19 protein-coding genes are annotated in these 21,721 nt (G+C 73.4%); 7 read left to right on the top strand and 12 right to left on the bottom strand.

Annotated elements, in window-relative coordinates; genetic code table 11:
* Positions 1-83: 83 nt before the first annotated feature.
* The 4 genes from ACFZCF_RS16590 to ACFZCF_RS16575 all read right to left on the bottom strand — a co-directional run bounded on the left by ACFZCF_RS16590 (position 84) and on the right by ACFZCF_RS16575 (position 4,990).
* The gene (locus ACFZCF_RS16590; RefSeq protein ID WP_391287011.1) at positions 84-3,341 is read right to left on the bottom strand and encodes an RICIN domain-containing protein; all 3,258 of its coding nucleotides are present in this window, start codon (positions 3,339-3,341) and stop codon (positions 84-86) included.
* A 324-nt stretch (positions 3,342-3,665) separates the two neighbouring features.
* The gene (locus ACFZCF_RS16585; protein ID WP_388449307.1) at positions 3,666-4,424 is read right to left on the bottom strand and encodes a BTAD domain-containing putative transcriptional regulator; all 759 of its coding nucleotides are present in this window, start codon (positions 4,422-4,424) and stop codon (positions 3,666-3,668) included.
* Positions 4,425-4,481: 57 nt separating this feature from the next.
* Positions 4,482-4,631, bottom strand: coding sequence for a hypothetical protein (locus tag ACFZCF_RS16580; protein ID WP_388449308.1), 150 nt, complete (start codon positions 4,629-4,631; stop codon positions 4,482-4,484).
* Positions 4,632-4,792: 161 nt separating this feature from the next.
* On the bottom strand, positions 4,793-4,990 hold the full coding sequence (locus ACFZCF_RS16575) for a hypothetical protein (protein ID WP_391287010.1): 198 nt from the start codon (positions 4,988-4,990) through the stop codon (positions 4,793-4,795).
* Between the two features lie 446 nt (positions 4,991-5,436).
* Here ACFZCF_RS16575 and ACFZCF_RS16570 point away from each other — a divergent pair, with 446 nt between their 5' ends.
* On the top strand, positions 5,437-7,845 hold the full coding sequence (locus tag ACFZCF_RS16570) for a SpoIIE family protein phosphatase (protein WP_391287009.1): 2,409 nt from the start codon (positions 5,437-5,439) through the stop codon (positions 7,843-7,845).
* A gap of 163 nt (positions 7,846-8,008) precedes the next feature.
* Here the strand turns inward: ACFZCF_RS16570 and ACFZCF_RS16565 are convergent, their stop codons facing one another.
* Entirely contained in the window at positions 8,009-9,907 is a 1,899-nt protein-coding gene (locus tag ACFZCF_RS16565; RefSeq protein WP_391287008.1) for an NAD-binding lipoprotein, read from the bottom strand.
* A 379-nt stretch (positions 9,908-10,286) separates the two neighbouring features.
* On the opposite strand from ACFZCF_RS16565, the gene ACFZCF_RS16560 reads away from it, so the two are divergent.
* On the top strand, positions 10,287-10,886 hold the full coding sequence (locus tag ACFZCF_RS16560) for a hypothetical protein (RefSeq protein ID WP_391287007.1): 600 nt from the start codon (positions 10,287-10,289) through the stop codon (positions 10,884-10,886).
* Positions 10,887-10,893: 7 nt separating this feature from the next.
* Here ACFZCF_RS16560 and ACFZCF_RS16555 read toward each other — a convergent pair whose 3' ends face one another.
* The 3 genes from ACFZCF_RS16555 to ACFZCF_RS16545 all read right to left on the bottom strand — a co-directional run bounded on the left by ACFZCF_RS16555 (position 10,894) and on the right by ACFZCF_RS16545 (position 12,257).
* On the bottom strand, positions 10,894-11,163 hold the full coding sequence (locus ACFZCF_RS16555) for a DUF1905 domain-containing protein (RefSeq protein WP_391287006.1): 270 nt from the start codon (positions 11,161-11,163) through the stop codon (positions 10,894-10,896).
* Positions 11,164-11,178: 15 nt separating this feature from the next.
* Positions 11,179-11,544 (bottom strand): VOC family protein, encoded by a 366-nt coding sequence (locus tag ACFZCF_RS16550; RefSeq protein ID WP_391287005.1) that lies wholly within the window; start codon positions 11,542-11,544, stop codon positions 11,179-11,181.
* A 200-nt stretch (positions 11,545-11,744) separates the two neighbouring features.
* Positions 11,745-12,257 carry a GNAT family N-acetyltransferase gene (locus tag ACFZCF_RS16545; protein ID WP_391287004.1) on the bottom strand — a complete coding sequence of 171 codons (513 nt, stop codon included), beginning with the start codon at positions 12,255-12,257 and terminating at the stop codon, positions 11,745-11,747.
* 146 nt (positions 12,258-12,403) lie between these two features.
* Here ACFZCF_RS16545 and ACFZCF_RS16540 point away from each other — a divergent pair, with 146 nt between their 5' ends.
* A complete protein-coding gene (locus ACFZCF_RS16540; RefSeq protein WP_391287003.1) occupies positions 12,404-12,652 on the top strand; it encodes a DUF6479 family protein in 249 nt (82 codons plus the stop codon).
* 5 nt (positions 12,653-12,657) lie between these two features.
* On the opposite strand, the gene ACFZCF_RS16535 is transcribed toward ACFZCF_RS16540, so the two are convergent.
* A complete protein-coding gene (locus ACFZCF_RS16535) occupies positions 12,658-13,722 on the bottom strand; it encodes a mechanosensitive ion channel family protein (protein WP_388449316.1) in 1,065 nt (354 codons plus the stop codon).
* 345 nt (positions 13,723-14,067) lie between these two features.
* Between ACFZCF_RS16535 and ACFZCF_RS16530 the strand changes: the two genes are divergently transcribed.
* Positions 14,068-14,583: a hypothetical protein gene (locus ACFZCF_RS16530; protein WP_391287002.1), complete on the top strand. Its 516-nt coding sequence runs from the start codon at positions 14,068-14,070 to the stop codon at positions 14,581-14,583.
* A 38-nt stretch (positions 14,584-14,621) separates the two neighbouring features.
* Here ACFZCF_RS16530 and ACFZCF_RS16525 read toward each other — a convergent pair whose 3' ends face one another.
* Positions 14,622-15,554: a zinc-binding dehydrogenase gene (locus ACFZCF_RS16525; RefSeq protein ID WP_391287099.1), complete on the bottom strand. Its 933-nt coding sequence runs from the start codon at positions 15,552-15,554 to the stop codon at positions 14,622-14,624.
* 89 nt (positions 15,555-15,643) lie between these two features.
* Between ACFZCF_RS16525 and ACFZCF_RS16520 the strand changes: the two genes are divergently transcribed.
* Complete coding sequence (locus ACFZCF_RS16520; protein ID WP_391287001.1) at positions 15,644-16,603, top strand: helix-turn-helix domain-containing protein; 960 nt, start codon at positions 15,644-15,646, stop codon at positions 16,601-16,603.
* Positions 16,604-16,676: 73 nt separating this feature from the next.
* Here the strand turns inward: ACFZCF_RS16520 and ACFZCF_RS16515 are convergent, their stop codons facing one another.
* Entirely contained in the window at positions 16,677-17,621 is a 945-nt protein-coding gene (locus ACFZCF_RS16515) for an SMP-30/gluconolactonase/LRE family protein (protein WP_391287000.1), read from the bottom strand.
* 107 nt (positions 17,622-17,728) lie between these two features.
* On the opposite strand from ACFZCF_RS16515, the gene ACFZCF_RS16510 reads away from it, so the two are divergent.
* Both ACFZCF_RS16510 and ACFZCF_RS16505 read left to right on the top strand, forming a co-directional pair.
* Entirely contained in the window at positions 17,729-18,238 is a 510-nt protein-coding gene (locus ACFZCF_RS16510; protein ID WP_391286999.1) for an Lrp/AsnC ligand binding domain-containing protein, read from the top strand.
* Between the two features lie 206 nt (positions 18,239-18,444).
* Complete coding sequence (locus ACFZCF_RS16505) at positions 18,445-20,718, top strand: catalase (protein WP_391286998.1); 2,274 nt, start codon at positions 18,445-18,447, stop codon at positions 20,716-20,718.
* A 268-nt stretch (positions 20,719-20,986) separates the two neighbouring features.
* Here the strand turns inward: ACFZCF_RS16505 and ACFZCF_RS16500 are convergent, their stop codons facing one another.
* Complete coding sequence (locus ACFZCF_RS16500; protein WP_391286997.1) at positions 20,987-21,712, bottom strand: dienelactone hydrolase family protein; 726 nt, start codon at positions 21,710-21,712, stop codon at positions 20,987-20,989.
* Positions 21,713-21,721: the final 9 nt, after the last annotated feature.

Genomic DNA, 21,721 nt, shown 5'->3' with positions numbered 1-21,721 from the left:
GCACCCGTGTCGGGACGCGCCCGTATCGAACGCGACGGCCCGGGCAGAGGGACTGCCCGGGCCGCGCGTTCAGCGGGTTGCGGCTACCCCGCGTTCCTGAGGAACACGGAGGTGAGCGGTGCGGTGTGGGTGGAGTCCACGCCCGCACCCGCCGAGAAGTCGTCCTTCTCGCGGCCGTTCCAGTCGGCGATCGGGCTACCGCCCTGGGTCAGGTGCTGGAAGCGGGACGGGTCGCCCGGCGCGGAGCCGAACTGGTAGACCGGCTGGGCGCCCGCGCCCGTCTTCCCGTACGGCAGGTAGTCCGTGTACGGGCCGCCCGGGGTGAGCTGCTTGGACAGGGTGTTGTTGTGGAAGACGTTCTGCGGGCCGGAGGAGCCGGACCACTTGAGCGCCTTGGCCCCGGCGGCCCACCAGATCGGGTACCAGGTCCCGCCCTCGACGTCGCCGCCCTCGCCGCCGCAGCGGGCGGTGCAGTTGCCCGAGTAGTGCTCGTACGGCACGCGGACGGTGTTGTTCTCGAAGAGGTTGCGGCGCTCCCAGCCGCCGTGGAGGTTCAGGTCGGAGTCGAAGTCGTTGCCGTAGACCACGTTGCCCGAGGCCGACCACTGGAGGGTGAAGTGGCGCAGGTTGCGGGTGGTGTTGAAGGCGTAGAGGGAGTCCCAGACGCGGCTGCCGCGGAAGTAGCCGTTGCCGCCCTTGCCCTTGTTCCACGCGCCGTCGAGGTGGTTCCGCTCGAACTGGAGGTTCTTGGCGACCTCGGTGACGATCGGGTGCGATCCGGTCATCTCCGCGCGGACGCCGCGGGCCCAGGAGTCGGCGGCCCACTTGAAGACCAGTCCGTGCATGGCGTACGCGGGGGCCAGGTTGCCGTAGTTGTGCCGGGCCTGCTCGGGGGTCATCCCGGGCATGTCCTGGGTGAAGGAGAAGTTCTCGAACCCGACGCCGACCACCATCTTCAGCGGGGTGACCTTGCTGGGGTAGACGGTGCCGTCGATCGCGGCGGAGCCGTCCGAGGTGGAGTCCACCGGGAGGTCGAACTCCAGCGGCTTGTCCAGGGTCAGCGTACGGTTCGCCGCATCGACGGAGCTGATGCGGAAGACCTGCTGGCGCATGTGCAGGTTCTCGTACCGGCCCTCGTCCGTGGCGCTCTGGAGGGCGTAGAACTTCCGGCTGTTGGCAGCGCCCACCCACACGTGCCCGCCGACCGGGAAGCGGGCCGGGTCGGCCTTGGCGTCGAGGTGGACGACCCGGTCGCCCTCCTTCGCGGAGAAGCCCGGCGCGGCCGCGGAGGTCCGCAGCTTCACGCCCGAGGCCCAGTGCTGGTTGACCGAGCCCTCGAAGATGTCCTTGCGGTTGGCGGGGGCGGCGGCCAGCTCGTCCGCGTACCGGGGGGCGACCTCGCGGGTCGAGACGCGGAACAGGCCGCGGCCGGGCCACATCCAGCCGCCCTTGCCGGTGTCCGCGCCCGACCCGTAGGACATGGCGTCCTGGTCCCAGCGGCTGCCGTCCGGGGTCAGGGTGTCGTACGTGGTGCTGTCGTCGGGGCGGAACACGATCCGGGTGCCCCCGGGCCGGGCCGGGTCGCTGCCCTGGCCGCGGATGGTCAGGTAGCTGGCGTCCACGGAGATCTGGCGGCTGACGTTCAGCTTGCCGGCGGGCAGGGTGATCAGCGACAGCCGCTCGAACTGCGCGGCGCCCCCGCACCGGGTGCGGATGTCGTCGATGGCCCGCTGGAGGCCGGCGGAGTCGTCGGCCTCGTCGTCCGGCTTGACGCCGTAGGTGCCGTCGAGCTCTTCCGGGGTGATGCGGCAGGCCTCGTCACCGGTGTGCTGCGCCTCGCCGGGCAGCGGGCTGCCGCCGCGGTAGCCGGCGGCCGACCAGTTCGGCATGCCGGGCAGCTGCGCCTTGCGGTTGTAGGCGCTCAGGAGTTGGGAGGGCGGGTTCGGGTTCGCGGCGGCCTCGGAGGTGTACCGGTGGCGGCCGATGGTCTCGATGGCGCGGTGGGTGGAGCCGCCGAGGGGCAGCTCGTAGAAGTCGACGGCGACGTAGTTGGGGGTCTTGCGGGCGGCCGGGCCGCAGATGTTCAGCGCCCGGTCGACCAGGGAGTCGCCGTTGTCGATGGCGGCGGTGATGACGGTGGGAGCGTCGCGGAACTGGTTCATCACGAACAGCGGGGTGAAGCCGGGCTCCTGCCGCGTGAGCGGGATCTCGTCCCAGCGGGTGTAGCAGTCCTTGTTGCCCGCGAGGCCGCCCATGCTCCAGTAGTTCTCGACCGTCCAGTCGCGCTGGGCGCGGACGCCGACCTCGGGGACGTCGCCCTTGTCGGAGAAGATCAGCAGCCGCTTGCCCAGCCCGCGCATCTGGGAGAGGGTCGGCCAACCGTGGGTGGCCACCCCCTGCGCCACGGGGTCGAAGACCAGTTCCTTCAGGCCGGGTACGGCGCTCATCTCGCGGGCCATCTTCGCCCGGTCGGCGACGTAGTCCTCCAGGAAGACGGTGACGACGGCGTCGGTGTCCTTCTGGAGGAACTTCACGATGTCGCCGAGGCCGTACTCGAAGCGCCGGTCGCCGCCGATCGAGCACGTGCCGTGGCACATGCGCAGCGGGTCCTCGACGGTGGCTCCGTCGTCGTAGACGTCCAGCATCATGCCGCGGACTCCCTCGTCCAGCTGGGTGGCCATGCTGCGGGACTGGTTGGGGAAGGAGTAGCCGTCGCCGTAGGAGTTGAAGGCGTTGTGGCTGGTGAGGAACGTCGCCTGGTCGAGCCGGGGGTCGGCCGGCGGGGTGTACTCCTCCAGCACCAGGTCGGTCAGGTGCCAGTGGCCGCGGCCGGTGTCGGCGTCGGCGCGGCTGCCGAGGGCGAGCTGGACGCCGCTGTTGGACCTGCCGCCCGCCGTGGTGGGGGACGTGAGGTACTGCTCGCCGCCGGGCGTCTTCAGCAGGTAGGTATCGGCCTGGACCTGGTCGAACTCCCAGGTCGTACCGTCGCCGCCGCACAGCTTCAGGACCGCGAGTGTGCCGTCGAGGCCGATGCAGTAGGCACCGTTGACGTTGCTCTTCAGGTAGTACGAGGAGCCGGTCGCGGCCTCGAACCACCACTGCTGCCCGTGCCGGCCGCCGTACGTGAACTGGAGGATCTTGCGGCCCTCCTCCATGTCCCCGGCCTCGGCGTCCACGGCGAGGCCGTTCACGGCGTTCTGTATCTGGACCGGCCCGAGCCGGTTGGGCGGTCCCGGCGCGGCGACGGCCGCCCCTGGGAGGACGGAGGCGACGAGCGCGGCCGTGAGCGCGGCCACGGCTGCGAAGACCAGCCGCATGCTGCGGCGATCTCTGTTGGACATGGGAGGAGGCACTCTCTCTCGGAACGGCAGGTGGGACCCCGGCCTGCCGCCCGGGCCGCGGGGCCCGGCTCGGCGCGAGCACCCCGGCTGGCCAGGCGGTCCCGCACCTGAACCGGACGGAAGTCCTCGAACCTGGGAACGAGCACTCTAGCGCCGTAAAGTGACTGGGTTTTACCCCGAGGTGAACGAAGAGTGATCAAGCCGCCCATAGCCGCCGTTCGGCCGTCGCACGGTTCTGCCGTCATCCCGCCGCGGGGTCAGTGACGGCTCACGATGCACACCGCTCTGTGAGGGAAGCCCGGGGGCACGTGACGCGGGTCGGGGTCACGCCGAGAGGCACTCGACCCGCTCGCCCATCAGGATGGACCGCTCCAGGCCGCTGAGCCGCGACCCCGGTTCGATGCCCAGCTCGTCGACGAGCGTCAGACGGATCCTCCGGTACGCGGCCAGCGCCTCGGCGGTTCGCCCGGCCCCGTGCAGGGCGAGCATCAGCTGACCGTGCAACTGCTCGCGGAACGGGTGGGTGGCGGTCAGTGCCATCAGTTCGCCGATGACGTCGGCGTGCCTGCCGAGCGCCAGTTCCAGGCGGAGCTTCTCCTCCGCGGCCCGGATCCGCAGCTCCTCCAGGCGCAGCACGGCGGGTTCGAGGGCCGGGGCGCTCTCGCCGGCGAAGGCGGGACCGGTCCACAGGGCGAGCGCGCTGCGGAGTTCCAGGACGGCCTCGGCTCTGCGCCCGCTCTCGGCGAGGGCGCGGGCGTGGTGCGTGCGCGACTCGAAGACGGCGGAGTCGAGGTCGCCGGGGTCGATGCGGAGCCGGTAGCCGTTCGACAGGGTCTCGATCGCCTCGGGCGCCCCGGCCTCGGCGAAGGCGCGCCGCAGGGCGGAGACGCAGATGCGGATCTGGGTACGGGCGCTGGCCGGGGGGCGCGGCCCCCAGACGGCCTCCACCAGGCTCTCGACGCAGACGGCCCAGTCGGGTTCGAGGGCGAGGGTGGCCAGGACGGTCCGGGCCCGTCGGCCGCCGAGCGGCACCGGGCGGGTGTCGACGGTGGCCCTCAGCGGGCCGAGGACATGCAGGAACACGGCGAAGTCTCCCCGTTCGCTTCTCAGGGTGGTCGGGTGGGGGTGGGGCGCTCAGGCTCAGAGGAGGCGGCAGTCGGCCACCGCGTAGCCGCGGAGTTCGGGCGGGTCGGCGGCGAGCATCCGCCGGCAGATGCCGAGGGCCCGGCCGACGGCGTCGAGTTCGTCCCGGCAGTCGAGGCAGAGCGCGATCCTGACGGAGCCGTCCACGACCAGGGCGCGGCTGACCTCGACGGGGTCCGTGGGGTGGATGGCCTGGCGCAGTGTGCGCAGGATGCCGCTGGAGGTGGGGCGTGTGCTGTCCGCCGCGGCGGACGCGGACAGCGAGATGCCGATGAGGTAGATGGTGCGGTCCTGGTGGAGCGGGCCGGTCAGCCCCAGGAGAAGCCGTCGGTGGAATCGGTCGGCGCGGGCGCGGGCGCGGGGGCGGAGGGGGTGGCGGACGGCGCCGGAACCGGGGTGGGGGCGGCGGTCTCGGAGGCAAGGGCCGGCGAGGCGAGGAGGAGCGCACCGGCGACGGCCGTCGGGGCGAGAGCGGTGAGAAGGGCGCGGCGGGCGGAAGAGCGCATGGCGGAGACCTCCGGTGGGAGCGGTTCTCGGGATTCGTGTCGTTCGCCCCTCGGCGGGGCCCTTTCGACACGTCCCAGACTGCTCGACCGAGGGGCCGGTGTCAGTCCTTCCGCGCTGGCAGCAACCGTCCGGGCGTTAGACGCCACCCCGCACCGGCGCCTCCGCGCGGCCCCGGCCTGCGGCGATGCGGGGGTGTCACGTTCCTGCCGGACGGAAGCTGCAAGCAGGCGTCTCCCGCGCCCGTCGGCGGGTGTCTTCGGCGGGGGAGGGTCGGCCGGCGGCACGCGGGCGCGGTTCCGGACGTCGGCGCCGCTGAGCTCGACCTCGACGCCGCTCGGCGTGTCGTGCGCTCCCGAGGCCTCGGTGTGGCATGTGCTTTCGCCGGGACAAGTAGACAGAAAAGGCTGAAGGGGGCAAGTGTTGAGAAATGCGTTCCGGAGGTCTCATGCGTGATTCCCACTCGGCCGGGTCCAGCCCGCCGACCCCTTTGGACGGGGCCGTCGCCGCGGTCGTGGACGCCAGCGGCACCCTGGTGTCGTGGACCGCCGGGGCGGCTCGCCTGCTCGGTCACCGTGGCCCGGGTGGGCCGCCGCTCGGCCGCCGGGCACGGGACCTCGTCGCCGTACGCCGCTCCTCCGGGGGGCTCGAACCGTACGGGGGCGCCCCAGGCGGCAGGGTGCTGGGCCTGCGCACTCGGGACGGCGGCGTCGTGGATGTCTGGGTGCGGCTCGTGCCGCTCGCCTCGGACGCGGGAGGAGACGGCGTCCTCGTCCTCGGCCTGCCCATGGAGACGCTGGCGGACTGGCGCGACGGCCTGGCCATCGGGGCGGCGGCCCTGCGGCAGGAGGAGTGGCAGATCACCCTCCACGACCGCGACCTGCGGGTGCGGCGCAGCAGCCCCGAGGTCGCCCGTGCGGGGCGGCTGAGCGACGACGGGGACCTGCTCTGCGCGATGGCGCGGGTCGGCGTGGAGGGCTCCGCGAGCGACGTGCTGCGCCAGGTCATGGCGACCGGTGTGTCGGTGGTGGACGAGTCGGGCCTCCTGCGCGGGTCGCCGCCGGAGGCCCGCGGCCGGGTCTACTCGCTGACCGCCGCCCCGGTGCGCGATCTGCGGGGACGGATCGACGGGGTGTTCTCCTCGCTCGTCGACGTCACCGAACGCTTCCGGTCGGCGGACCGGCTGGACCTGGTCTACCGGGCCTCGCGCGCCATCAGCCGGAGCCTGGTGGCCGAGCGCATCGCCGAGGAGCTGGTGGACTTCCTCGTACCCGCGTTGGGAGACCTCGCGGCGGTGGAGTTCTTCGACGGGCTCGCCTCGGGTGCGGAGCCGCCCACGCGCGTGGAGGGCCTGAACGCCGACTTCCGGCGGGCCGCCGTGAAACACGCGCACGGACCTTGGCCCGACGACCAGGTGGCGGTGGGCGAGGTCCTGCCGCTGGTCCCCGACCGGCCCGGCTTCCGGAGCCTGGAGCGGGGGGACGTGCTGGTCGGCAACGGGCCCGGCGACTACCGGGAGTTCCTCGGCAGTGGCCCCGGCGCGGGCCGGATGGTGCCGGCGGGCACGCACGCGTCCATGGGGGCCGCGCTGGTGGCGGGCGGGCACGTCCTGGGCTACGTCCAGGTCTTCCGCACGCGGCGGCCGCACCGCTTCGACGGGCAGGACGCGAAGCTGATGAAGGAGATCGTCAACCTCGCGGCCCTCGCCATCGACAACGCCCGCCGCTACACCCGCGAGCGCCGCACGGCGGCGGCGCTGCGCAGCAGTCTGCGGCCGCCGGTGTCGGGCAGCACCGCCGCCGTCGACACGGCCGGCTTCTTCCAGGCCGCCGCCGGGGACGTCGGGGTCGGTGGGGACTGGTTCGACGCGCTGCCCCTGTCGTCGTTGCGGACCGCTCTGGTGGTCGGCGATGTCATCGGCCACGGGCTTCCCTCGACGACGACCATGGCACGGCTGAGAACGGCGATCCACACGCTCGCCGATCTCGACCTCCCCCCGGACGAGCTGCTGACCCGCCTGGACGACCTGGTCCACCGGATGGCCGCGGAGTCGGAGCACCCCGATTCCGTCGGCGCCTCCTGTCTCTACGCGGACTACGACCCGGTGTCACGGGTGTGCCGGTTCGCCAGCGCGGGCCATCCTCCGCCGGCCGTGATCGATCCGGACGGCGGCGTGCGCCTGGTGGACGTCCCGCCGGGGCCGTTCCTGGGGGTGGGCGGCATGCCCTTCGAGCTGGTCGAGACCGAGCTGGCACCCGGCAGCGTGATCGCGCTGTACAGCGACGGTCTCCTCACCGCCGACGCGGCCGGCGGGGACGCCTCCGGGGCCTCCGAGGCGGACGTGACCGACCTCCTGCGCTCCGCGTGCCGGCCGGGGCGGCCGCTGGAGGAGGCGGGCCTGGACCTCGTCGCCGCGGCCTCCCCCACGCGCCGGCACGCCGACGACACCACCGTCCTCCTGGCCCGGACCCGGGCCATCGCCCCGGGCGACGTGGCCGAGTGGCGGTTCCCGCAGGATCTGGAGGCGGTCGCGCGGGCACGACGGCTGGTCGGCGCGCAACTCGCCGACTGGCATCTGGACGAGCTCGTGTTCACCACCGAACTCGTGGTCAGCGAACTGGTCACCAACGCGATGCGCTATGCCACGGGCCCCGTCGGCCTGCGGCTGATCCGCGACCGGGTGCTGGTCTGCGAGGTCACCGACACGAGCAACAGCCATCCACGACTGCGCAGGGCCGTCAGCACCGACGAGGGCGGCCGCGGCCTGTTCCTGGTCGCGCAGGTCACGTCGCGGTGGGGCAGCCGCTACAGCGAGACGGGGAAGACCATCTGGACGGAGCAGACCATCCCCCGGTGACGAGTCCGGTCCCTCCGTGGCGCGACGAGCCGGAAGCCGGAAGCCGGAGAGGGACGGCGGCGAACGAACGAAGGGGCGAGCGGTCGCCGGTCCGCCCACCGGGCGACCGCTCGCCCCGCGTCGCCGCCCTCGACGGCGTTCACCCCGCCGCGGCGGGTGGGTGTCAGGGGCGCGGCTCCGAGGGTCGCCCCGGGGGCGGTCCGACGACGACGAGGACGTCTCCGGCACCCCAGTGACGGCTCTCGTTCTTGGGCGGGTTGAGGCGGGGCCGGGGAGAGTGGCGGGGGCGGTAGCCGATGGCGGCGGCGCCGTGGCGGGCGGCGGCGGTGACGAGGGAACCGAAGGGGGCCTCGGTGCCGGGCGGGACGAAGTCCGTGGCGGGGCGGAGGCGGACGCCGTCGCCGGTGGCGGCGAAGAGCGCGTCGAAGGCAGCCGCGAGGTGGACGTCCTGGGAGACCTGGGCGATCAGGAGGGCGGCGAGCCGGCCGGTGAGCAGGAGGTCGGCGCGGAGGCCGGCGGGGGCCAGCCGGCGGTTGCGGGCGTCGGTGAGCTCGGCCACCACGGACACGCTCCGGCCCGACTCCCGTGCCCCCGCGCGCAGATGCAGCAGGGCTTCGAGGACCGGACCGTCGGGATCGGACTGTCCGTCACCGTCCCGTCCCGCGAGCACCACCACGTGGTCGTACGCCTCCGGTGCCGCCGGACGCCCGGCGCCGTCGTCCCGCACCGCCGCGACACCGCCCTGCGCCAGGCCCTCCAGGACGCGTTCGCCCCGGTGGTTCCAGCCCAGGACGAGGGCCCGGCGGGGGGCGGCGGCGGTACGGGGCCGGGTGGGGAAGGGGACGGTGGCGGGGCCGGGCGCCGGGGCCGCGGGGAGGACGGTCGCCCGGTGGTCCTCGGCCAGGACGACGAGGCCGTCGCCAGGGGCCAGGACTGTCTGCGGGGGCGGGTTGAGGTGCGGGGTGCCGTCCGCGCGGACGATCCCGACGGCGCAGGAGTCCGGGCAGGAGGCGGCGAGTTCGCCGTAGCGCCGGCCCGGGAGGCCGGGTGGGCGGAGGATGTGGAGTTCCGCGCCGGCGAAGTCCAGCAGGTCCTCCAGGACGAGCGCGAGGCCGGGCTCGAGGACGCACTGCACGAGCAGCCGGGCGGCGAGGTCGTCGACGTCCAGGACCACCGCGCCGGGCCCGGCGGCCAGGCGGGCCGTGGGCAGGCGGGCGCCGTCCCTGACGGCGGCCACGACCCGTACCGGGCACCCCTCCCCCACCACCGCCCGCAGCGCCAGGAGCGCCCTGGTCACCTCGGCGTCGGCGCCGGGGGCGTCCGGGGGGAGGACGACCACCGCACCGGCGGCGGCGGGGGTGACCCGGGCCAGCGCGGCGGGGTCGGTGGGGCGGCCCCTGCGGCACAGCAGCCGCACCCGGGCGCGGGGCGGCAGGGCGTCCCGCAACTCCCGCTCCATCTCCCCCTTGTCGCGGTCGGCGAGGACCACCACGGCGCCCCGGCCGTGCTGGGCGTGGGCGGCCAGCAGTTCGGCGACGACGGTGGGGGTCTGCTCCGACCAGCCGAGGACCAGGGTGTGGCCGCGCTCGACGACCGTGGTCTGGCCGCGTTCCAGCTCGGCGAGGCGGTCGGTGAGGGCGGTGGTGACGATGCCGACCAGGAAGGACACGTACAGCAGGGACACCAGGGCCAGGAAGACCGAGAGGACCATCCGCAGCGGCGGCCCCACCTCGCCGCCGAGGCGGAGGGTCTGGCCGACGGTGCGCCAGACCGTGGCGGCCTTCCCCTGGAGGGTGTCCGGGGCCTTGCTGTCGGTCCAGACGAGGAGGGCGCTGACGGGGGCCACCAGGCCGAGGCAGGCCAGGGCGAGCCAGCCGACGAGTGCGCTCACCCCGCGCACCACGGTCCGGTCGACCCAGTAGCGGGCCCGGGCCCGCAGCCCCGGCCCGGTCGCCGGTTCCGGCACCGGCACCGGCACCGGCCGGACGTGCTGTCCGGCGCCGGGTCGGGGACGCCGCGGCGTCCGCTGGGAGGGGACCGTGGACTCGCGCACCTTACGCACGGCAGCAGGGTGACGGCAGCCCCGGCGCGAAACGCCGCCGACCGCTCCCGTTCATCCTTTCGGGCAAGCGCGCGGCACGCAGGCGTTCGACCGGCGCGCGCCGGAGCGCGCGGGCTCCCGTACCGGCCGGAGCGTCACGAGATGGTGAAACCACTGGGGCCGCTCGCTCTTCGGACTGTATGAATCTTCTTGCGTGACGACGAGAAGCGTCCAGCAGCGGAGGCCGAGACGGATGAGCAGCAGCCCGCAGGACAGAGGCGACGATTCGGGGACCCCGGGCGCCCGGCCCGTACCGCCCGGGACGCCCCCTCCACCGCAGAACCCGCCCGATGGGCCGGGGGACGGAGCTTCGGAGGGATCTCGGCGGTCGAACGGACGGTTGGGCGAGTGGGCAGCCCTGATCTCCGCGGTCGCCGCGGTGGCCGGTGTGGCGCTCGGCTTCCTCGGCCTGCCGGCGCTCGTCAAGTCGCCCACCGCGCGCACGGAGACGGTCTACGTCACCGTGACTCCCTCGCCGCCGCCGACAACGACCCCGACGGCCGCACCGGCGGTGCCGTCCACCGCTGCGACCCCGGGTACGGGCGGTGCGCCGAGCCCGTCGGCGGCCCCCTCCTCGCATCCCGCCGTCGACGGCACCCTGATCACCTTGTCCCAGGACTACGGGTTCCGCTTACGCGGACCCGCGCCCGCCGTGGAACGGTACGACGCGGACACCCTGGACTTCTACCGGGACTTCGACGAGTTCTGGGCGATCAACGGCTCACGGATCGTGGCACTGAAGCCCGAGGAGCCGGGCACACTCGCCACCTGCCGGTCCGTCACTCGCTTCATCGGCGGGATCGACCTGGAAACCCTGGAGGCGGGCAGCCGGTTCTGCTTCGAGTCGGGCAAGGGCGGATTGGCGCTGGTCGAGTTTCCGAAGGACGGCGATCCTTACGACTTCCTGGAACTCACGATCCAGTTCCTCGGTAATCGCTGACAGCCGGTCAGGTGTCCAGGCGCTCCTGCAGGACGACGGTCACGGTGTCCCCCTCCTCCTTGCCGATCGCCTTCCGGACGTCCGCCTTCACCGGCAGCTTGTGCGTGCCGTCCCCCAGGGCCATGAACGAACTGCGGAACGGGTGGCCGTCGATCGTGCCCCGGACCTTCACCAGGCCGCGGGTGCCGAAGAACGCGGCCGACTCGGGCCACACGACGTAGGTCCAGCCGCCCTTGGCCGGGCTCTTCCGCAGGGTCGCGGTGAACTGCTTGTGCATGACGTGGCCGCCCGTTCAGGAGTGTTCGACGAGAATCCGGTGGTTGCCGTCCGGATCGCGCACGGCGAACATCGGCGGCACCGCGGGTCCCATCCGCAGGACCTCCGCGTCCGCGTCGACACCGCGTGCCCGCAGGTCCGCGTGGTCGGCGTCGACGTCCAGGGTCGTCAGGCGGATGCCGGTCGGGAGCCCTTCGGGGACGAGAGCGAGTGTCGTCGCCGCTCCCGGCGGTGCCACCTCGATCCAGCGGCCGTCGCCGAAGGGCACGTCCCGGCGTACTTCGAAACCGAGCGTGCCGACGTAGAACCCGGTCGCCTTCCTCTGGTCGGACACGCGAATCCCGACCGTGGCCACCTGTGTGATGCGGGTCCTGGTACTCATCCCTGCCTTCCCTTCCTTTTCCTCACTGTCCACCAGGGAGGACAGAGACGGGCAGGGAAACTCATCGCCCGACCACGAGGTTCGGCCGGACGGGTCGGCCGACGCCCGCTGGAACCGCGAGGCAGCGGCCCCGGCGGATGGGGTGGCGGCGGGGGCCGCGGCGGTCGGCCGCGTCCCGAGGGCGTTCGGCGTCGGCCGGCTCAGCGCACCAGTTCCGCCGCCAGCAGGTCCATCAGCAGGCCGTCGTGCCAGCTGCCGTCCGCGCCCCGCTCGTACTGGCGCATCACCCCGACGGGGCGGAACCCGGCCTTCTCGTAGCAGCGGATGGCCGCCGCGTTGTCGGCGGCCGGATCGATGACCAGCCGGTGGAAGCCCCGGTCGTCGACGAGGTGGCGGGCGAGGGCGCGGACGGCGTCCGTCCCCAGGCCCCGGCCGTGCACCGCCGGGTCGAGGAACAGGTCGATCCCGGCGTGCCGGTAGTCCGGCTCGTCCTCGGCGTACCACTGGATCATGCCGACGATCCGGTCCTGGAACCGGATCGTCAGACAGCGCTTGTCGGGGTCCTCCAGGTCGGCGGCGACCTCCGCCGCCAGGTCGTCCTCGCCCCGCCAGCGGACGCGTACCTCGGGCGTGGCCCGGATGGCGGCGAGTGCGGGGACATCCTCCGGGGCCGAGGGACGGAGGACGACGGCGGCACCGTACGGGACGGTCATGCCCCCAGCTTGCCGGACGCCCCGCCGCGGTGCGGGGCGTCCGGTACGTTTGCGGGCCCCGGTACGGGAGAGACGCGCCCTGTGTTCCGTCGCGCGGCCCGCCCGCAGGGTCGGCCGCCCGCCCGCTCCCGACCCGGAAGGCGCCCATGACCAGCGCAATCCTTCACACGGCCGCACCCGCGCTCGCCTCGGCGGGCTCGAACGCCCTCGGTTTCGCCCTCGTCATCGGCGTGGTCGTCGTCGTCCTGCTGCTGGGGGCCTTCTGGTGGGGCTCCCGCCGCGTGGCGCGCCGGCGTCGCCCCGTCGGCGACCCCGCGGCCTCGCAGCCGGCAGCGCCCCGCGACGACTCCTGGTCCACGCCCGACGAGCGGCGTGAGGACGGCGGGCGCGGCTGAGCGCCTCAGTCCAGGGACGCGGGTTCGTCCTCGTCGTGCGGGGGCGGGCCCATGACGATCTTCGGCAGGCCGACCGGGTGCTCCCGGGCGAGCCACCTGACGAGCTCCTCGCGGACTGCGCAGCGCAGCGTCCACAGCTCGTCCGGGTCCTTCGCCGTGACCATTGCGCGGACGGTGATGCCGGTGGGCGAGGTGTCCGTGACGGCGAGGTCCCAGCCTCGGCCGTCCCAGCCGGGGCACTCGTCGAGGAAGCTTCGCAGGTGGGCCCGGAGCGCCGGGACCGGAGTGGCGTGGTCGCAGTGGAGGAAGACCGTGCCGGTCATCTCGGCACCGCCGCGTGACCAGTTCTCGAAGGGGCGCGAGGTGAAGTACGAGACCGGCAGCGTCACCCGCCGCTCGTCCCAGGTGCGGACGGTGAGGAAGGTCAGGGTGATCTCCTCGACGAGGCCCCACTCCCCGTCGACGACGACCGTGTCGCCGATGCGGACCATGTCGCCGAAGGCTATCTGGAAGCCGGCGAAGAGGTTGCCGAGGGTCGACTGCGCGGCCACGCCCGCCACGATGCCGATGATTCCGGCGGAGGCCAGCAGCGACGTGCCCAGCGCCCGGAACGACGGGAAGGTCACGAGCGCCACCGCGCCGGCGATCACCCCGACGGCCACCGACACCACGCGCGTGATCAGCGTGATCTGGGTCCGCACCCGACGCACCCGCGCCCGGTCCAGGGTGCGCCCGGCGTAGCGCGCGTACGAGGACTCCACCAGGGCGGTGGCGACGCGGACCGTCAGCCAGGCGCCGCTGGCGATCAGGCAGAGCACCCGGAGCCGGTCGACGAGCCCGGCGTGGTCCTGCGCGGGCGTCCAGCCGGTGGTGCGCATCGCCCAGCCGAGCAGGGCGGTGAACAGGACGACGAACAGGGGGGTCCGGCACCGGCGCAGCAACCCCCACAGGGGCGTGCCGGGGCGCCGCGCGTCCACGCGCCGGGCCGCGAGGTCGGCCACGTGCACGACGGCGTACGCGACCAGCGCGGAGCCGCACAGGGCGATCAACAGCCGCAGTGAATTCTCCATGCTCTCCCGCCTGACCAGCGAGACCCCGGCCAAACAATCCGGCGAGGTCCGGGCCCGGTTCGGTCCGCCGGGGCGCCCCCCGCTCCGGGCCCGCCCCACGGAGCGGCGACCGGCCGAGGGGCCCGCCCCACGGAGCGGCGCCCGGCCCTGGGCGGCGGAGGCGCCCCCCGCCCGGGCGCCCTCGGCCTCCACGGGGGTCGGTGAGCACGGGCGGCACGGCCGGCTTCGCCGGGGCGCGTGCCGCCACGCCGGGCGCCGCGCCCGCCGCCGAACTCGCCCCGCCTTCGCGCCGGTTCAGGCCCGGTGGCAGGATGCCTGATCACGGTCGGACACACGGGAGGCCCCATGAACGGTCAAGGCATCTTCGGCGCGGCGGCAGGCCTCGACGTCTTCGCCGTCGACGCCGACTGGCCGGAATCGCGACAGGTCACGGGCCACGGTCACGACCGGACGAGCGGCGACTCCCACGTGTACCTGTGGTTCGGCTCCCCGCACTTCGATCCCGAGGTCGCACACCTCACGGTCCTCAGCGCGTCCCCTGGCAACGCGGAGACCGGCGAAGCCATGGAACGGGCCGTCGAGCACTACCACTACCCCGACGAGAATCTCCCGGCCGACCTGCCCGCCTCCGAACCCGTCACCCTCACCGTGGACGGAGTGCCCGCGACGTTCGAACTCTGGCGGAACGCCGCCAACGGCTACTGGATCGCACGCGGACGCGTCGCGCACACGGACGTGGTGGTGTACGGATCCGGCACCGAACCGGGTGAACTCGCCCTGGTACGCGTGAGCGATCCGACCTCGTTCTCGAACCCGTTCGCGTTCCTCGGCCAGGACCTGTCCGGCCGGTCGTCGCTGTAGGCGGGTGTCCCTTCGGGCCCGGGGAGCGGTGTCGTGGCTCAGGAAACGGTGAGCACGATCTTGCCCGTCGTGCGGCCCGTCTCGCCCAGGGCGTGGGCCTCGGCCGCGTCGGCGAGGGGGAAGACGGCCTCGACGTGGGCGCGCAGGGCGCCGGAGGCGACCAGGTCGGCGACCGCGCTCATGCCGGCGTGGTCGGCCTCGACGAGGAGGGTCTCGACGCGGACCCCCCGGGCCTCGGCCTTCGCCGCCTCGTCCGGGTCCGTCCCCGGCAGGAGGGAGACGAGGACGCCTCCGGGGCGCAGGACGTCGAGGGAGCGGGCCCGGGTGTCCCCGGAGAGCGGGTCGAGGACCATGTCGACGTCCTGGACGGCGTCGCGGAAGTCGGTGGTGCGGTAGTCGACGACCTCGTCGGCGCCGAGGGAGCGGATGAAGTCGTGCTTGGGGGCGCTCGCGGTGCCGATGACGTGCGCGCCGCGGGACTTGGCGATCTGGATGGCCAGGTGGCCGACCCCGCCGGCGGCCGCGTGGATGAGGACGCGCTGTCCGGCGCGGACCGCGGCGGTGTCGACGATCGCCTGGTACGCGGTGAGGGCGGCGAGCGGCAGCGCCCCGGCCTGGACGTGGTCGATGCCGGCGGGCTTGCGCGCGAAGGCGCGGGCGGGGCCCGTCACGTACTCGGCGTGGGAGCCGACGCCCTGCGGGTAGGGCAGCATCCCGAAGACCTCGTCGCCGGGCTTGAAGAGGGTGACGCCGAAGCCGACCGCCTCGACGACGCCGGACACGTCCCAGCCGAGGACCAGCGGCAGACGGTCGAGGAAGAGGCCGGCGGCGCGGTGCTTCCAGTCGGTCGGGTTCACCCCGGCGGCGCGCACGGCGACGAGGATCTGGCCCGGGGCGGGCGCGGGGCGCGGCATCACGGTCTGCTTCAGCACCTCGGGGGTGCCGTGGGTGTCCTGGGTGATGGCGCGCATGGTGGCGTGGTTCGTCATGGGCACCAGCCTCGCGGAAGGCGCCTCCCACGTACCATGGCATGAATGCCAACTTACAACGGGATCGTGCCATGACCGCTGTGCATCGTGTCGTCGTCCTCGCCCTGGAGGGGGTGTACCCCTTCGAGCTCGGCATCCCGAGCCGGGTCTTCGGCGCGCTCCAGGACCGCTACGAGGTGCTGACCTGTTCCGTCGACGGCGGGCCCGTCGCCACGAACGCGGACTTCTCGGTGACGGTGGGGCACGGTCCCGAGGTTCTCGCCACGGCGGACACGGTGCTGCTGCCGCCCTTCGAGCTGTCGCGGATCTCGCGCGAGCTGCCGCCGGGGGCGGCGGAGGCGCTCGCGGCGGTCCGGCCCGGGACCCGAATCGTGTCGATCTGCACGGGCGCGTTCATGCTGGCGGCGGCCGGACTGCTCGACGGCCGGCCCGCCACCACCCACTGGGCCGTCGCCGACGTCTTCCGGTCCTGGTACCCGGCGGTCGAGCTCGACCCCGACGTGCTGTTCGTGGACGACGGCGATGTGCTGACCTCGGCGGGCGCAGCCTCCGGCGTGGACGTCTGCCTGCACCTGGTGCGGCGGGACCACGGCGCGGCCGTCGCGAACCACGTGGCACGGGTGTGTGTCGTGCCGCCCTGGCGGGACGGCGGCCAGGCCCAGTACATCGAGCACCCCGTGCCGCCGCCGTCGGCGAACGGCACGTCGGCCACCCGCCAGTGGGCGCTGGAGAACCTCCACGAGCCGCTGACGCTGGCAGAGCTCACCGGGCACGCCCGGATGAGCCTGCGCACCTTCATCCGCCGGTTCAACGAGGAGGTCGGGACGAGTCCTGGGCGGTGGTTGATCCAGCAGCGCGTGTCCCGGGCGCAACACCTGCTGGAGACCACCGACCTGCCCGTCGACGACATCGCCGGGCGGGTCGGCTTCGCCACCGGGACCTCTCTGCGCGAGCACCTGCACGCGGCGATCGGCGTCTCGCCGCTGGCGTACCGGCGCACGTTCCGGGGCGCCGCCACTCCGGCGGGGTGAGCCGCGCCCCGTCCGCGGCCCGCGCGCCTCGGCGGGGTGGCGACGGGCCGACGGGAGGAGACCGGCGCGTCGGCTACAGCCAGGGTCGTCGGCCGGGTCCGGTCGGGTGGGTGCCGGTGACGCCCATGACCACCGAGTACAGGCTGGTCTCCGCGGCGATGAAGAGGCGGTTGCGCTTGGCGCCGCCCCAGGAGATGTTGGCGACCGCCTCGGGGACGTTCAGGCGGCCGATCAGGGTGCCGTCGGGGTCGTAGCAGTGCACGCCGTCGTCCATGGCGGCGACCCAGAGCCGTCCGTCGTCGTCGAAGCGGAGGTTGTCGAAGCGGGCCTTCGCGCGGGGTCCCGCCTCGGCGAAGACGCCGCCCTCGGACAGGGTGCCGTCGTCGCGGACGTCGAAGACCCGAATGGAGCCCGCGCGCGTGTCGGAGACGAACAGCCGACGCTCGTCGGGCGAGAAGACCAGCCCGTTCGGCGCGCCGAAGGAGTCCGCCACCAGCCGCACCTCACCGGTGTCGGGGTCGATCCGGTAGACGTTGTTGGAGCCGATCTCGCTCTCGGCGCGGTATCCCTCGTAGTCGCTGGTGATGCCGAAGTCCGGGTCGGAGAACCAGACGGAGCCGTCGGACTTCACGGTCGCGTCGTTCGGGCTGTTGAGGCGCCTGCCCCGCCAGCGGTCGGCCAGCACGGTGAGGGTTCCGTCGTGCTCGGTCCTGGTCACCCGGCGGTTGCCCTGCTCGCAGGTGATCAGCCGCCCCTCTCGGTCGAGCGTGTTGCCGTTGGTGTGTCCGGCGGAGCGGCGGAACACGCCGACGGCGCCGGTCTCCTCGTCCCAGCGCAGCATCCGGTCGTTGGGGATGTCGCTCCAGACCACCTGACGCCAGGCCGGCACGTAGATGGGCCCCTCGGCCCAACGGCAGCCCGTGTACAGGACCTCCAAGGCCTCGTCGCCGTTCATGCACCTCCCGGCGCGGAACCGGTCGTCGAACATCTCGTACAGCCCGGGGCGCTCGCCACTCATGGAGTCCACTCCTCACAAGAACCGTCAGATGCCGAACGTCGATCGGCTTCAGGCGAAGATTGCAAGATGAGATATGGTCTCCGCAAGGAGATTCCGAATGGGGAGTTGTGGATCACATCGATCGCGAACTGCTGGCCCAGCTCCAGCAGGACGCCACCCAGTCCTACGCCGCGCTCGGCCGGGCCGTCGGCCTTTCCGCCGGCGCCGCCCACGAACGCGTACGCAAGCTGCGGGAGCGCGGGGTCGTCCGGCGCACCACGGTGGAGGTGGACCCCGCCGCCGTGGGCAGTGCCGTGCTGGCCTACGTGATGGTCGACTCGACGTCCTGGATGGGGGATTCGGCGCAGGCCTTCGCCGCGCTCCCCGAGATCATGGAGGCGCACGTCATCGCCGGCAGCGCCTCGGTGCTGGTGAAGGTCAGGACCGCGACGACCGAGCAGCTGCAGGACGTCCTGCGCCGCATCTACGCCATCGACGGGGTCAGCGGAACGCAGGCCACGGTGGTCCTGGAGACCTTCTTCGAACGGCCCCTCTCCCCGCGGACCGGTGACCAGCCGCGACAGCCGCGCACGCCGGCGCCCGCCCCGGCAGAACGACCGGGCCGGTCGAGCTCCTGATCCGGGACGTAGCGGGGCGGCGCCCCTTCCGCCCCTTCGTCGGCACCCGCACCGGGTTCCGCACCACCCGGGCGAGGCATCCGGTGGAAGAGGAGTCGGTGGGGGTTCGGGGGGCGCGTCAGACAGGCTAAGGCGGGTTTCGGCGCGCGGGACGCAGGTCACACGTGTATGGCCCGAGGGCTCCCCCTGCTGCGTCTGGAGTGGTGATGTCAGAGAAGAATCCGGCGAAGGCCGTCGTCGACAAGATCGCCGATGTCGTGCGCGGTGATCCGGCGGAAGGGCCGGAGGAGGGAGTGCCCGGCAAGCCGGGTTCCGCCTCCCCGCAGCTCGTCGAGCCGACGACGCCGGCCGAGCCGCTGCCGCCGAAGGCCGATCAGAGCGGTCCCGAGACGGTCGGGCCGACGGGGCAGCCCACCGGCGCGGACCGGGCCCGCATGGCGCAGAGCGGCGCGTACCTGACGACCGCCCAGGGCGTGCGGCTGGCCGACACCGACCACTCGCTGAAGGCCGGCCCGCGGGGGCCGGTGCTGCTGCAGGACCACCACCTGCGCGAGAAGCTCATGCACTTCGACCACGAGCGGATCCCGGAGCGCGTGGTCCACGCCCGCGGCGCGGCCGCGCACGGCGTCTTCCAGTCCTACGGGACCGCGGAGTCGGTCACCAAGGCCGCCTTCCTCGCCCGGGACGTCGAGACGCCCGTCTTCGTACGGTTCTCCACCGTCCTCGGTTCGCGCGGGTCGGCCGACACGGTGCGTGACACCCGGGGCTTCGCGACGAAGTTCTACACCGAGGAGGGCGTCTACGACCTGGTCGGGAACAACATTCCGGTGTTCTTCATCCAGGACGCGATCAAGTTCCCGGACATCATCCACGCCGGCAAGCCGCACCCCGACCGGGAGATCCCCCAGGCCCAGTCCGCGCACGACACGTTCTGGGACTTCGTCTCCCTGCACACCGAGGCCACGCACCACACCCTGTGGAACATGTCCGACCGGGGCATCCCCCGCTCGTACCGGATGATGGAGGGCTTCGGGGTCCACACGTTCCGCCTCGTCAACGCCGAGGGCGCCACGACGCTGGTCAAGTTCCACTGGAAGCCCAAGCTGGGCGTCCACTCCCTCGTCTGGGAGGAGGCGCAGATCCTGGCCGGGGTGGACCCCGACTTCCACCGCCGTGACCTCTTCGACGCCATCGAGGCGGGTGCGTTCCCGCAGTGGGAGCTGGGCATCCAGGCCTTCCCCGACACCGAGGACCAGACGTTCGAGGGGATCGATCTCCTCGACGCGACGAAGCTCGTGCCGGAGGAGCTCGCGCCGGTGCAGCCGATCGGCCTCCTGACGCTGAACGCGAATCCGTCGAACTTCTTCGCGGAGGTCGAACAGGTCGCCTTCCACACCGGCCATCTGGTCCCGGGCATCGACGCGACCGACGACCCGCTGCTGGCGGGCCGGAACTTCTCCTACCTGGACACGCAGCTGACCCGCCTCGGCGGTCCCAACTTCCCGCAGCTCCCGATCAACCGCACGCACGCCCCCGTCAACGACATGCTCCGCGACGGTTTCCACCAGACGGCCGTGCATCGGGGCGCCGCCCCCTACAAGCCCAACAGCCTCGACGGCGGCTGCCCCTTCTTCGCCGGCGCGGACACCGGCGCGTTCATCGACGTCCCGGTGGTGGTCCCGACCGGACGCAAGGTCCGCGAGGCGCCCGCCTCCTTCGGTGACCACTTCTCGCAGCCGCGCCTGTTCTGGCAGAGCATGACGCCGACCGAACGCGAGCACATCATCGCCGCGTACACCTTCGAACTGGGCAAGTGCTACGAGCAGGCGGTCAAGGAGCGCACGCTGGCCGTGCTCGCCAACATCGACGGCGAACTGTGCGCCCAGGTCGCGGCCGGACTCGGCCTGTCGGCACCGGCCCCCACCGAGCCTCTCGCGGACGTCCGTCCCAGCCCCGCGCTGTCGCAGATCGGCCGGACCTGGCCCGTGGACGGCCGCGTCGTCGGCATCGTGACGGACCCCGCGGCGGACGTGGCCGCCGTCCGCGCGGCCCGCGAGGCGGTGCTCGACGCCGGCATGGTGCCGCTGGTCGTCGCCCCGTCCGGTGGGGTGCTCCGATCGGACGGCGACCCGGTCACGGTCCAGCGCACCTTCGCCACCGCCCGCTCGGTCGAGTTCGACGCCCTGGCGTTCGTCGGGTCGCCCGGAGCGGGCGCCGACGCCTTCGGCGCCCGCGACGCCAAGGCCGCGGACCCGCGGCCCGCCCCCAGCGACCCGCGCGTCCTGGCCCTGCTCACCGAGGCGTACCGGCACGGCAAGGCACTCGCCGGCTGGGGCGGCGCCGAGGCCCTCTTCGAGGCCGCCGGCATCTCCGCCGACGAACCGGGCGTCGTCCTCTCGGAGGCCGCCGAGGGCCTGCCCCAGCTGATCGAACTGCTCGCGGCCCACCGCGCCTGGGACCGCTTCCCCGCCACGGCCTGACCGCCCGCCGCCCGGCCCGCCCGAGCGCGGGTCGACGGGAAGGAGCCTCGGACCCCCAGGGGGCCGAGGCTCCACGGCCGCCCCGCACCGCCCCCGACCAGCGCTCGGTACGGGCGTGCTGGACGGAGAGGAACGGTCACCCGACCCACGTGCCTGCGTCTCACGTCCGGCCGCCGCCGGGGCACCGCGCCTGATGCGCCACGCCGGGGCCCCGGACCTCGACGAGGACGACGCTGCGGACGGAACGGTCGTCAGGAAGCCGATCGGCTCACCCCGCGAGGGGCAGGCACTCCGTGAGGAGGCCGACGATGTCCTGCCAGGCGCGCTGCGCGTGCCGTGGGTGGTGGCCGACGCCGGGCGGCGCGGCGTGGTCGACCGGTGGGTGGTGGAAGGCGTGAAGGGCTCCTCCGTAGACCACCAGTCGCCAGTCGACACCCGCTTCCCGCATCTCCGTGGTGAACGCCTCCCGTTGCGCGGGAGGCATGATCGGGTCCTCCGACCCCACCCCCGCCCATACCGGGCAGCGAATGCGCGCCGCCTCGCCCGGTCGGCCTGTGATCAGGCCGTTGACGGTCCCGATCGCCCGCAGGTCGACACCGTCGCGACCGAGTTCCAGCGCGATGGCGCCCCCGGTGCCGTAGCCGACGGCGGCGATCCGGTCGGGGTCGGCACGTGGTTCGGCGCGCAGCACGTCGAGCGCGGCGTGTCCGATGTCCCGCATGCGGTCGGGATCGGCGAGCAGCGGCATGCAGCGGGCCAGCATCTCCTCCGGGTCGTCGAAATAGCGTCCGCCGTGGAGGTCGAAGGCCAGCGCCACGTACCCCAACTCGGCCAGGGCCTCGGCCCGCCCGCGCTCGACGTCGCTGAGCCCCACCCCCTCCGGTCCGACCAGGACCGCGGGCCGGAGCCCGGCACCGGCCGGGAGCGCGAGATGTCCGATCATCGTCAGGCCGTCCGCCGGGTACGAGACCGTACGGGTTGTGATCGTCGTCATGCGACTCGA

This window comes from Streptomyces sp. NPDC007945 (assembly GCF_042958885.1).
Lineage (GTDB): Bacteria > Actinomycetota > Actinomycetes > Streptomycetales > Streptomycetaceae > Streptomyces.
The sequence above is the reverse complement of the archived record's forward strand: the minus strand, read 5'-3'. Positions and strand labels throughout refer to the sequence as shown.

Excerpts from the sequence above, each read along its gene's own strand:
- ACFZCF_RS16505 (WP_391286998.1), top strand. The coding sequence starts at position 18,445 with ATGTCAGAGAAGAATCCGGCGAAGGCCGTCGTCGACAAGATCGCCGAT.
- ACFZCF_RS16550 (WP_391287005.1), bottom strand. The coding sequence starts at position 11,544 with ATGAGTACCAGGACCCGCATCACACAGGTGGCCACGGTCGGGATTCGC.
- ACFZCF_RS16540 (WP_391287003.1), top strand. The coding sequence starts at position 12,404 with ATGACCAGCGCAATCCTTCACACGGCCGCACCCGCGCTCGCCTCGGCG.
- ACFZCF_RS16525 (WP_391287099.1), bottom strand. The coding sequence starts at position 15,554 with ATGCGCGCCATCACCCAGGACACCCACGGCACCCCCGAGGTGCTGAAG.
- ACFZCF_RS16570 (WP_391287009.1), top strand. The coding sequence starts at position 5,437 with ATGCGTGATTCCCACTCGGCCGGGTCCAGCCCGCCGACCCCTTTGGAC.
- ACFZCF_RS16500 (WP_391286997.1), bottom strand. The coding sequence starts at position 21,712 with ATGACGACGATCACAACCCGTACGGTCTCGTACCCGGCGGACGGCCTG.
- ACFZCF_RS16590 (WP_391287011.1), bottom strand. The coding sequence starts at position 3,341 with ATGTCCAACAGAGATCGCCGCAGCATGCGGCTGGTCTTCGCAGCCGTG.
- ACFZCF_RS16530 (WP_391287002.1), top strand. The coding sequence starts at position 14,068 with ATGAACGGTCAAGGCATCTTCGGCGCGGCGGCAGGCCTCGACGTCTTC.
- ACFZCF_RS16515 (WP_391287000.1), bottom strand. The coding sequence starts at position 17,621 with ATGAGTGGCGAGCGCCCCGGGCTGTACGAGATGTTCGACGACCGGTTC.
- ACFZCF_RS16520 (WP_391287001.1), top strand. The coding sequence starts at position 15,644 with ATGACCGCTGTGCATCGTGTCGTCGTCCTCGCCCTGGAGGGGGTGTAC.
- ACFZCF_RS16545 (WP_391287004.1), bottom strand. The coding sequence starts at position 12,257 with ATGACCGTCCCGTACGGTGCCGCCGTCGTCCTCCGTCCCTCGGCCCCG.
- ACFZCF_RS16555 (WP_391287006.1), bottom strand. The coding sequence starts at position 11,163 with ATGCACAAGCAGTTCACCGCGACCCTGCGGAAGAGCCCGGCCAAGGGC.
- ACFZCF_RS16535 (WP_388449316.1), bottom strand. The coding sequence starts at position 13,722 with ATGGAGAATTCACTGCGGCTGTTGATCGCCCTGTGCGGCTCCGCGCTG.
- ACFZCF_RS16575 (WP_391287010.1), bottom strand. The coding sequence starts at position 4,990 with ATGCGCTCTTCCGCCCGCCGCGCCCTTCTCACCGCTCTCGCCCCGACG.